We start from the raw sequence: 12,104 nt of genomic DNA, 5'->3' as shown, positions 1-12,104 counted from the left end.
AACGACCGTTTATTGAAACATTTTAGGTAGTTATATTTTCAGTTATATTTATATGGTTTGTAAGTACAAAAACACGTATAATTATCTATGTATACTAATTATAAAACTATTCGAGTTTTTGTACCATCGTCTTATTTTGTACACCTTAATAAATGACAGAATGCGTATAACTCCCCTAATAATTGATATTCCAGGAGGATGAATGATGAGTAAGATTGGTTATGCGAGAGTAAGTACAAGAGATCAAAATCTAGATAGTCAGATTGACACCTTAAAAGATTACGGTTGTGAACGTATTTTTTCTGAAAAAGTAAGTGGCCGGAAATACCAACGGACTGAATTAGATAAAGCATTAGATTATATGCGTGAAGGAGACACCCTGGTTCTCACTAAGTTGGATCGGTTGGGTAGGACAACGAAACAGCTCATTGAACTGTCGCAATACCTTGAAGATCAAGGGATCGATCTAGAGATTATAGATATGAATATCAATACTAAAGATGCCATGGGGAAAATGTTCTTCACCATGATGTCAGCATTTGCTGAACTTGAAGCGAATCTATTGAGCGAAAGAACGAAAAAAGGATTAGATGCTGCAAGAGCAAGAGGAAGATCCGGAGGAAGACCAAGAATATCAGAAGATAAGGAAAAGGTTTTGCTCTCCTTATATGATAGTAAGAGTTATACAATCAATGAGATCATTAAAATAACGGGACTATCTAAAGGTACAATCTATCGGATTATTAATGATAGAAAGCATAACGAAGATGATCTAAAATTCTTGTGAATAAAAGGGGGTACAATATGGATAAAGATAAATCGTTAAAGGAATTTGAAAGGTCATTATCCAAGGCAAGCAATTTTAAAATAGAATCAGTAGAAGACTTTAATGAATGTGTTGATCATGTCATACGACTTGTTAAAGATTCCTTTATGTTATTCCAAATGAAGTCATTTTCTACATCATTATTCCTATCAATTGCTATTATTGAAGAAGTAGGAAAAATTCATGTAGGACTCTTTAATACAAGACAAGCTGAAGTAAAAAGAGACCCTCTAAGGGATCACAAGAGGAAGCAAATAATGGGATCGAACTATACTATTAGTATGGGCGATAGACTAGTAAATGCTATTGGAATGGAAAGATTAGAAGAAATATATAGCATGTCATACAGTGGACAGCTAAAAGATCTGAGAGAGAAATCAATATACTGTGATTATGAAGGCGATGGTCTTATAATTCCACATGAATATATTAATGAACAATTTTCAAAAGACATACTCTTATTTGCAATTGAATCTTTTGACGATAATTTAGTAGGATATACAAGGCATTCTATGGAGAGATCGAAAATTACTGACAAAATATTTGAGAATTTATCAACTGATTAAATAAGGAAAAGTATTTACTATGCTTATTATGATAGGAAAAGTTACATAACCAATAAAATCATTAAAATAATCAGGTTGTCTAAAGATACTATTTATCGAACCGCAAATGAAAGAAAATGATAACTAAATAACACAATAACATTTACGTTACTTATTGGAAGACTAATACTCCCATTTGAAAATGACAAAGTCAAAGGTGATTTAGAAAACTGGGAAGGGAACCATGTGTATGTGAAAGAATTGCCACTTGATCACATCATATATATAAATGAGTCAGGATAAAGTAATAGTGTATTCGATAGCTATAAACCAGAAAATTAGACAGACTTGGACTAAGAAGCGCAAATTTGACTTTTAGATGTATGGTTAATAAACCATAGACATTTTACTATCAATTTATAAGTTCATGTTGATGGTTTTTCTAGTTAGTCAAAATCCATATAACCCTCGTATAGTGAACCGCCTGCACCTGAGATTTCATCTCCACATGCCCTGCATTCTCCTCCTTGGCGCATGTTGACTCCTGCACCACAGGTCGGACAGCTGATCACCTTGCTAGTGGATCGCGGAGTGATAATAAAGCTCTTGTGTTGGCCGTTAATTAGGTAAGTGCCCTCTTCCAATGACGCGCTCCCACATTTGGGGCACGCATTCAAAGAATCGCTGACTATGGTTTGACAATGGGTACATCTTTTTACTTTAAGTTGCATACGGGTCTCTCCCTCAAAAATAAAATAGGCATTTCTTGGTTTATTTAAGCGCTGATTGTAAAATTAAGCTAGACACATAAAAAGGTTCACGCATAGTACACTCAAATAGGATCAAATAGATTTGGGATTATCGTTCTTATTTCAGATCGATAATCCCAATGTTTTAAAGAGATTTTAATATCTACTTTACTCTCCTCAAGTCTCTATACACTTCATCAACCATATCTTCCACCAAGTACTTTTTAAACTCCGGATTCTCCAATATTTTCATGAAGAAGCTCTCATTACTTTTCATCCGACTGATTACAAAATCCAAGAAGCTACGTTCGAAACTGAACTTGAAGTTCTCCTTCGTATTATTTTGTGCTTTTAACACCAGTTCTTCATCGGCTTTCATGTCCTCGATGATTTGATCTCTGGACAATTTGTCTGCTTCTGTGAAGTCTGTTCCAAAGCGATCATTAATACGGTCGATAATTGAAGACAGGCGTTCTTTTTCTTCTTCTAATCCTCCCCCATTTCCATGCTGTGGCGGAGAGAGTTGTTCTCCCCCTGTAGTGTCTAAGGAGATACTGCCTTCAAATGCTTTTTCATTACGGTAGTATTCCAGGGCTACATCGTCAGAGATATAAACAGGGTCCTCTGATTTCTTTGGCAGTTTTTTCAGCAATGAACTGAGGTAGATGAACCGTTTATGCAGATCCAAATCAGAGAACGGCCCAATCTGCAGAATAAATGCATACGTCCTCACAAATTTTACAGCTGCGGACTTAAAATGTTCCTGTGCTTCATCACCCAGTTCCTGTTTATACCTTTCCACTCCGGGGTCCAGTGTTGCATTTAATTTGCCTTGAAAACGAGCACTTTTTGCAGATTGCTCACTATACTCCAGATTTGCTACAGTATCTACTTCTTCATTTGTATAAACCTGCATCGCATCCAGTTCGCCCTGCAAATCATAGAGGATATTCGGATCTGTCTTTTCCCCGAGTCCTGTCACTTCGTAATAGGTTTGGAAAGCAGCTTGAATGGTTTCCGGGTCATTCACAAAGTCCAGCACGAATGTATCGTCTTTTCCGCGACATGTTCGGTTGAGACGAGAGAGGGTTTGGACAGCTTTAATCCCATCCAATGGCTTGTCGACATACATCGTATGGAGTAATGGCTCATCAAAACCGGTCTGATACTTTTCAGCGACAATCAGCACCTGGTAGTCATCCGAATGAAACTTATCCGGCAGTTCATTTTCACTGATTTTATTTATGTCTGCTTCAGTATAAGATACTCCAGAGTCTTCTACGGTGCCTGAGAATGCCACAAGTGTCTGAAGATCTGTATATCCTTTTGCCTTCAAGTACTTATCAAAGGCAAGTTTATATCGGACAGCGTGGAGGCGACTGCTTGTGACGACCATTGACTTCGCACGACCATTAATTTTGTGACGGGTGACATTTCTAAAATGCTCAACCATGATTTCTGCTTTTTGTGCAATATTGTGAGGATGAAGAGAAACGAAACGCGCAATCTGCTTGCTCGCTTTGCTTTTCGCTACTTCCGGGTCATCTGTGATGCTCTTTTCGATTTTATAGAATGTTTCATACGTAACATAATTCCGCAGCACATCATGAATGAAGCCCTCTTCAATGGCCTGGCGCATGGAATAGAGGTGAAACGGCTCAAACGTGCCATCTGGATTTTGAGTACCGAATCGCTCTACGGTCTTTGGTTTTGGTGTCGCTGTGAACGCAAAGAAGGAAATATTAGACTGGTCCCCACTTTTCGCAATGGCTTCAAGCATCCGTTCTTCTGCATCTGTCGCTGTTTCTTCTTCCATCGCATTTTGTTCATAGGCTTCTTCCAATGTTTTATTCGAAAGCAGTGCCGTCATGGCAGAAGACGCTTTCCCGCCCTGGGAGCTGTGTGCTTCATCTATGATGATCCCATAGGTGCCCCGGTTGAACTCCCCTACTTTGTCCAAAATAAAGGGAAACTTCTGAAGTGTTGTCACAATGATTTTCGTCTTGTTGCGTATCGCTTTGGCCAGTTGGTCCGAGTTCTCATCAATCTTCTCCACCATGCCGGCTTTATGCTCCAATTGATAAATTGCATTCTGGAGTTGTTTGTCGAGCACTCGTCTATCTGTGATTACGATGATGCTGTCGAACACCGGATTATCGTCTGCATCATGGGTTTTTGCCAACCGGTGGGATAACCATGAAATACTGTTGGTTTTCCCACTGCCTGCAGAGTGTTGAATCAAATAGTTTCGCCCGGCCTGGTGCAATTTTACGTCAGTCTCGATTTTACGCACGGCATCCAATTGGTGGTACCTCGGGAAAATGACCACTTCTTTTTCATCGATAATGTCCCCATTGCTGTCTCTTATGCTCTTTTTTTCAACATATAGAAATCGGAAAAGGATGTCGAGGAGGCTGTCCGGCTGTAGTACTTCCTGCCAGAGATATGAGGTTCGATAGTCCCCTTCCACAGGTGGGTTCCCTTTCCCACCATTGTTCCCTTTATTGAAAGGGAGGAAGAATGTATTATTCTTGTTGAGTTGGGTTGCCATATATACTTCATCGGTATCCACGGCAAAGAAAACAACGGCACGCTTCTTGAACTGGAATAATAGTTCTTTAGGGTCCCGGTCTTTCTTGAATTGCCGCATTGAATGCTCTACAGTTTGGTTGGTCAGCTGGTTTTTCAGTTCCATCACAATCAGTGGCAGCCCATTCAAAGCAATCATCATATCGATCGAATTCTGATTTGACGCACTATAATACACCTGCCGGCTCACGGTGAAAATATTATTTTCATAGTTTTCGACGAGTGTCTGATTCATCTCCGTCGGTGGTTTATTATAGGCGAGTTTGAGTGTGGCCCCATAATCTTTGATACCATGGCGCAGGCAATCAATGATGCCCCGGCGCTTCAGTTCTTTGTCGAGGCGCTCCATGATCTTGGACTGATAGTCATCCTTGTAGACCTTCTGTAACCGTTCCAAAGCCTTTGGCTGTGTCGCTTCCAAAAATGTGAAAAAGACTTCCTGATCGATCGCCCACTTTCGGAACTTGGCAAGTGCAGGCCCCTTCAGGGTACGCTGTTGAAAGCCGGATGCCATCAACGCCTGTTCTATATTCTCTTCAAAGCCTGTCTCACTTTTGTCGATACTCACGACGACGATACCTCCTCCTGCTCTGTTTCTTTCAGCATCTCCTGAATATCTATTTTGCCTGTGACGGCTTCGTAAATAAGAGATTGGCGGTATTCTTTGAGTTTAGTGATTTGTTCTTTTAGTTGAATCAAAGTTTCATCTATATTCTCCGTGAAGTTTTTTAGGTAAATACATATATCATATTGCTCTTCCTTACTGGGAAGTAGAATAGGCAACTTCTTTAATTCCTGAAATCCTATAGACTGTCTTACACCACTACCAAATCCATAAAAAACTTTTTTTAAGTCATATGCATGAAGTAATAAACTAGCATATTCACTTAGAATATTTTGGTTTGGGACTAATGTTAAATAAGCAGAAGTAATAATTCCTTTTTCTTTTACTAAGCCTACTCGAAGGCTTCTTTTATCATTTTGTAAATCGGTTAGTCTTAATACTATATCTCCATTTTTAACTACTCGATATGTCTCAAATGATTCTGGCAAAAGACCAAAATTATTTTTAATATTTCTCCTCTTTATTCGTCCATAACTTAAGGAAAGTACATTTTTTTCTTTATTTCCTATATTTTTTGTTTTTGATTCTTTTAAATGAAGATTTAGGGAGCTTATCTCCCAATGCTCCGGAATCTCGCCAATCCACTCCACACCGGAGTCTTTCATTTTAACGTCCGGATTAAGCCCTTTTGTAACGGTTTCTGTAATAATGGCTTGCCGTTTCTCTTCGAGGAGTGCGATGAGTTTTTCTTTGTCTGATATTAAAGTGTCGATTTCTGAGGTTTTTTGGTCGAGGAAATTTATTATTCTATTTTGTACTGTTAAACTTGGTACATCGATTCGGAGGGATCGAATGATTCCTTGGCTTATATTTTTTTGTCCCCCTCCTACAGATCGCTGGATAATCCCTTCTCGATTGGCAAGAAACCAGTAAAATACAAAATCAATATTTATATTTCTAGGTTGATTAAGCACACAACAAGCTTGATTTGTTGTTACATCAAATTGAGTAATAGCCAGTTTTCCAATTGTTGCTCCATAAAGAGCAACAATTAAAGAATTTTTCGGATGTACTTTAAGAGCAGGATAATCAGCAATTGCTTTTCTGGTTATTTTTTTATTTACACTAGATAATTTTCCATCAGTTAAATCTCCTGTATTTACCCAAGGGATTTCACCATCTTTATAGTATTCTTCATTCGTAGAACTAGGGGTAGTTCCACTTGATATATCATCGAACAGCCAAGCTATTTTTAAACGTCTCCAATTAGGGTGGCCAGATCTATTCTCTATTCTCACATCATCACCTGCTTCAGCTTCTCTAAAATACTCTCTTCAAGTTCTTGTATTTCCGTTTTGATTTCATTGGAAGGTCGAAGTTCCTGATACTGATAGAAGTGTCTAGTGAATGGTATTTCGTATCCGATTTTCGTTTTTTCTTCATCGATCCAAGCATCTGGTACATGAGGCAGTACTTCACGTTCGAAATAGTCATGAATGTCCTCTTTTAGTGGCACATTTTCTGTGTCACGTGAATCAGGGTCTGCTTCCACATCACCCTTCTTATTTTTCACACAGATATCAGCCGTCTCATCCTTCTCAGCCAGGGCTGCGAGCAGTGCCTTTAGCAACGGAGCCTTCATATCGATGCCAGCGTCTGCAAATGCAGCTTTCAATTTTTCAGTGAATACTTCCCGGTTCTTATAAAGGGTGTCTTCTTTCAGTTGCTGCAACACTTCAATAATAGCGTTTTGGACTTCTCCACCGGCTTCTTGCTTTTTAAGGCCGCCTTCCCCTTTTTTCTTTGATTTAGCCAGGTTCTGAAACGCTTTTTGTTCGTATAGACGCGCAATGCGTTCATCATCTATTTTGAAGTTAAGCTTCAGCGGACGCTCTACAACAATCTTTTGATAACCAAAATTTTCGTTATCAAAAATCTTCACATTATCCTGCTCTTTAAATTCACCATATATGCGAATGATCTCCTCGATTTGCTTCTGAGAGATCTGATTCCGCTTTTCCCCCAAGCTTTTGCGCATCTTCTCATAGTAATCAACAGCGTTAACGAGTTGAATCTTACCTTTACGCCATTTAGATTTATTATTGGTAAGAATCCAGATATAAGTGGAAATACCAGTGTTATAGAAAAGATCTTTAGGCATCGCTACAATGCCCTCTACCAGGTCATTTTCAATCACATAGCGGCGTATCTCACTTTCCCCACTGCCCGCATCTCCTGTGAATAATGGGGAACCATTCATGATGATTGCCATACGGGAACCTTGTGGGTTGTCTTCGCTGACAGGTTTCATTTTCGATACCAGGTGTTGCAGGAACAGCAGCTGACCATCACCAATACGAGGCAACCCGGCACCGAAACGGCCATCCATTCCTAAATCTTCATGTTCTTCCCTGACCACTTTCTCAGCGGGTTTCCACTCGACCCCATATGGTGGATTCGAAATCAGGTAATCGAATTTTTGAGTCGGAAACGCATCTCTCGTTAATGTATTTCCAAAGCGAATGTTCTGAGCGTTCTCTCCTTTGATTAAGGTGTCCGCCTTACACATGGCGAATGATTCCTCGTTGAACTCCTGAGCGAAAAACTCCAATTCTGCAGTTTCGTTCATTTCATGTAAGTATTCTTGGGCGATGGATCCCATGCCACCTGTACCGGCACATCCGTCATAAAGGGTCTGGGTGATTCCAGGTTTAGTAAGAATCTCATCATCCTCATTGAACATGAGCCCTACCATCAGCCGTACGACTTCCCTCGGTGTATAGTGATCGCCAGCTTCTGCATGTTCAGAATAACGCCGAATCAGTTCTTCAAAAATATACCCCATTTCAAGGTTAGAGACGGTATTGGGATGCAGATCAACCTCTGCAAATCGTTTCACGGTCAAATACAAGAGATCATTACGATCCATCTTTTCAATCTGCTTATCAAAGTCAAAGTACTCTATGATTTCTCTTGCCGTTTTTGAAAAGCCATTGATGTAATCCCGGAAGTTTTCTGCGATGTTATCTGAATCATTCAATAGCTTCTGGAAGTCATAGTTGCTTGTATTATTGAAACGCTGCTTTGATTTTCTATTCAGTATTTCGTCCCGGGCTTCTTCAGGCAAATGCTTGAATTGTTGATAGCTTTCGAGTACATCCTCTTTCGTATCTTCCAGAACATTATCGAACCGACGCAATACCGCCATCGGTAAGATCACTTTCCCATAGTCTTCTGGTTTATACGGCCCTCTTAATATTTCTGCGATGGTCCATAAAAAGTTTACTTTATCCTGAAAATTCATCATGTCTATCTATTCCTTTTTCTATAAGATTATTGTGGTGTACTTTCTGCGAAGCGTATAAATTCCTATTATGTAATTTGAAATTATGTCAGAGAACAAAATGAGGGGATATACAAACCCTACTACTTTTAGCTTAACATAGCACTTTATCAAGTAAGTAAAGATTATTCCTCAAAGAAATATGCAATATACAATATATTGCATATTATATATTAATTGATACAGAGTATTAGCTTAACTCTAAGTCATATTAACTTTATTTAGTCTTTGTACTTTTAATAATTTCAGCAACTCTGAAACTGAGTAGTGAATACCTAAACTATATAATATATTGTATGCAGTATATTATATATGATATGTTGTATATAATATGATACAAAGGAGTGAAGCAGTTGGGGAAGATTATAAGCATCAATAACTTCAAAGGCGGCGTCTCAAAGACATCAACAGCATGTGCTCTCGCATATGTTTTGTCTGAGAAAAAAAGAATGAAGACGCTACTGGTAGACTTCGATCCGCAAGCTGATGCGACGGAGCTTTTAATTCGAACGTATGATAATGCAGAGAAACCAGATGCGCTTAACGATGAAGGCTATAAAACAATATACGAGGGTATCCAAGATGGAGATAGAGTAGGGACAACGCTTCATTTATCTGAGAATCTAGATTTAATACCCAGTGACTTTAATTTAATCGGTTTTCCAGATCACCTAATAAAAAAATACCGCTATAAGGATACCTTTGACAAAGTTAAAGAACTGAGCAACTTCCTAGAAGGAGTCAGGGAGGAGTACGATATTATTTTAATCGATACCCCGCCGACTATATCTGACTTTAGTAACAATGCAATATATGCTTGTGACTATAGCTTAATAGTAATGCAGACTCACAGACGATCTTATCGCTCAGTAGAAAAATTTCTTGTGCATTTGGTAGACTTCCAAGAAACTTACGGGAATGAGTTTGATGTCCTAGGTATTATACCTGTGATGTTTTCGAATAAGACAAAGACAGACACAATTACACTACAAGATGCGATGGAAGATTATAAAGACTATGTATTTAAGCATATAGTGAAAGCGATGGAAAGGGTAAAATACTGGGATGAGTTTGGAATCTCAGAGGAAAGTCATTGGGATAGGATGGCAGTGAATGCATATGCGGGATTGACTAAAGAATTCCTGGAAAGATTAGAACGAATGGAAGAAAAACAAACTCAATAATTGGGAGTGAAATAGATGGGACTGTTAGATGAAACGAAAGCAAAAAGGGAAGGTAAAAAACATGAAAATCCTTTGGCCAATCATAATATTAAAAAAGAAAAACTTCCTGTAACATCTCTTCGTTTGGATGGAGATACTCACGCGAAAATACTAGCCCTTAAAAATGTAGTTGCGAAGCGTAATCTCAACAATATGCAAATTATTACTGAAGCTATTGATAACATGATTGAAGATCTTGATGAGGAAAGTTTGGAGGTTTTCGATAAGTATTATCGTATTAATATTGAAGAAAAAGTCGATGTCTTAAAAAGAAAAGGCCAGTACTAATATCAGCATATTATATATTGCATATTATATATAATATGCAATATGCTTTTTTGATTTTACAAATAACGTCTAGTCTTGTATGCTTATTTTATTAAATCACTACAATAAAACTAAATAAAAAGAGTGTGTTAATAACAAAAAACTCATGATGTGGGGACATCACGAGTTCTCCGGAATCAACGCTTGGGGAAGCATTGAATTCAATTGTTATAATTCGCTCACATATCTCTGTGCATAGAGTGTTTTTGCGAACATTTATATATATTAGGATAGCTATAGAATAGCAAATGTTCGTACATAAATCAAGTTGACGATATGAGTACGTTTATTTACTGTACTTTTATATTGTTGCATTTGAGTAGATTATAGAGGTGTGTGAGTGATGGATGCTTATGTCTATCGCTTTTTTTATTGGAAAGGACTACCTATGCACGATCTATACAAAATCTATTCTCATATCTTAAAAAGAGGAATATCAGATAGAAAAATCAAGAGTAAAGAAATGAACCCTTATGGTAAAGTAGCTGCAGCAAATTCTAAAAATCAGATGATTTACAATCAGGGTTACACGGTGAGCTCAGTAGAGACACTTATGAGTAATAGCAACGTTGTGACTCATTTCACCCCTAATGTTTATTATTGGTTAAGTAGAAAAAATAACACTATTTCTGGTCATGAAGAGAAAAACTTGAAGCAAATAAATACATTCGTAATCGACTTTGATAATTATGATATTGAGTATACCGATATTCTCAATGTAGGACTAAATCTAGAATTAATGCCTACTTTAATTGTGCAAACTGACCAAGGATTTCATGCATATTTCATATTAGAAGAACCAGTTTATGTTACAAAAAATAAAAACTATAAAAGTTTAAATGTAGCTAAAAAAATCTCTCAAAACTTGAGACTGGCCTTCAACGAAGAGATAGAAGGAGTAGATCTTAACTGTAATCATTTTGGCTATTTTAGATGCCCGAATGCGCACAATGTCCTATTCTATCAAAAAGATTTAGAGCATACATTTAAGGACCTCATAGCTTGGTCGAAACGCAAATCAGATGATGCGAGGGAACATCTCAAAGTTGTGGTAGATAACACTTTCAATACTCAGCACAAACAAATTGAAGAAGCTTGGTATCGTAAATTGATCCAGCAGCAAGCTATCCATGGCGGAGAAGACTGTGGGCGTGACAACACTGTCTTTACGTTGTCTTTAGCTAATTATCAATCTGATGTCACATTTGAAAACTGCCTAAATAAGATGCATCAGTTCAATTCAATGCTAGAGAGACCGTTAAAGAATAAAGAGATCGAAAAGACCGTTAAAAGTGCATACTCTGGGAAATATAGAGGCGCTAGTAAAGAGTATATAGAGAGAATAATGAAATCCTGGGTAAATGAACAATATAAGTCAAAAGCCTTTAATCGCTGGTATAAGCATAAAAAATCTCGCCAAGATCGTAAGTATTCGCATGCGTACGAACGAGAAGAAGAGATCATCGAATATATAAATACGCACGCCTCAAATGGGGTAGTGAGGATATCATTGAGAAGTCTTGCAACTGAATTTGACATCTCAGTTACAGCACTCAAAAATGTATTGAAGAAATCTAACAAAATAAAAATAAAAATCGTAGGCAGAGGACGTTACACCGTCACCAAAATTTATACTTTGCAGACGTTAGTTCAACATGCTCAGAAGTTGAAAGCAAGAACACAATTATTTATTAAAGACATAAATGAACTCTTCAGATTAACTCCTAGTAAATACCAAAGAGTTATTGCAAACATCTTAGAAATGAATACAGAAAAGACATCCAAAAGTAGAATCAAGCAGATCAGATTACTGATTTGAAGTTAATGTAACAAACTGCCTGACATTATATGTGTATATGGTTCTTTATTCTCCTGATGGATGTGGTGATTAAAACAGCATAGAGGTATATAGTATCTATTGATCGTTTATTATAGTG

General features: G+C 37.7%; 8 protein-coding genes. 5 read left to right on the top strand and 3 right to left on the bottom strand.

The features are described 5' to 3' along the window. The first annotated feature begins 205 nt into the window (after positions 1 to 205). Positions 206 to 787, top strand: coding sequence for a recombinase family protein (locus tag ABD734_RS04715; protein WP_344701905.1), 582 nt, complete (start codon positions 206 to 208; stop codon positions 785 to 787). A 17-nt stretch (positions 788 to 804) separates the two neighbouring features. After that, entirely contained in the window at positions 805 to 1,392 is a 588-nt protein-coding gene (locus ABD734_RS04710; protein ID WP_344701903.1) for an AbiV family abortive infection protein, read from the top strand. 891 nt (positions 1,393 to 2,283) lie between these two features. Here the strand turns inward: ABD734_RS04710 and ABD734_RS04705 are convergent. Genes ABD734_RS04705 through ABD734_RS04695 form a run of 3 tightly spaced genes read right to left on the bottom strand, consistent with a single transcriptional unit; the run spans position 2,284 to position 8,581 of the window. Further along, complete coding sequence (locus tag ABD734_RS04705) at positions 2,284 to 5,277, bottom strand: type I restriction endonuclease subunit R (RefSeq protein ID WP_344701901.1); 2,994 nt, start codon at positions 5,275 to 5,277, stop codon at positions 2,284 to 2,286. Next, complete coding sequence (locus tag ABD734_RS04700) at positions 5,274 to 6,572, bottom strand: restriction endonuclease subunit S (protein WP_344701899.1); 1,299 nt, start codon at positions 6,570 to 6,572, stop codon at positions 5,274 to 5,276. The genes ABD734_RS04705 and ABD734_RS04700 overlap by 4 nt, the downstream gene beginning before the upstream one ends. Next, positions 6,569 to 8,581, bottom strand: a complete 2,013-nt coding sequence (locus ABD734_RS04695) for a type I restriction-modification system subunit M (protein WP_344701897.1) — start codon at positions 8,579 to 8,581, stop codon at positions 6,569 to 6,571. The genes ABD734_RS04700 and ABD734_RS04695 overlap by 4 nt, the downstream gene beginning before the upstream one ends. 389 nt (positions 8,582 to 8,970) lie before the next feature. Here ABD734_RS04695 and ABD734_RS04690 point away from each other — a divergent pair, with 389 nt between their 5' ends. From ABD734_RS04690 to ABD734_RS04680, 3 genes are all read left to right on the top strand, one after another. Beyond that, positions 8,971 to 9,801 (top strand): ParA family protein, encoded by an 831-nt coding sequence (locus ABD734_RS04690; protein WP_344701895.1) that lies wholly within the window; start codon positions 8,971 to 8,973, stop codon positions 9,799 to 9,801. A 15-nt stretch (positions 9,802 to 9,816) separates the two neighbouring features. Further along, the gene (locus ABD734_RS04685; protein WP_344701893.1) at positions 9,817 to 10,128 is read left to right on the top strand and encodes a hypothetical protein; all 312 of its coding nucleotides are present in this window, start codon (positions 9,817 to 9,819) and stop codon (positions 10,126 to 10,128) included. Positions 10,129 to 10,510: 382 nt separating this feature from the next. Next, on the top strand, positions 10,511 to 11,986 hold the full coding sequence (locus ABD734_RS04680) for a primase C-terminal domain-containing protein (protein ID WP_344701891.1): 1,476 nt from the start codon (positions 10,511 to 10,513) through the stop codon (positions 11,984 to 11,986). Positions 11,987 to 12,104: the final 118 nt, after the last annotated feature.

It is taken from the genome of Salinicoccus jeotgali, from assembly GCF_039538805.1.
GTDB lineage: Bacteria > Bacillota > Bacilli > Staphylococcales > Salinicoccaceae > Salinicoccus > Salinicoccus jeotgali.
The sequence above is the reverse complement of the archived record's forward strand: the minus strand, read 5'-3'. Positions and strand labels throughout refer to the sequence as shown.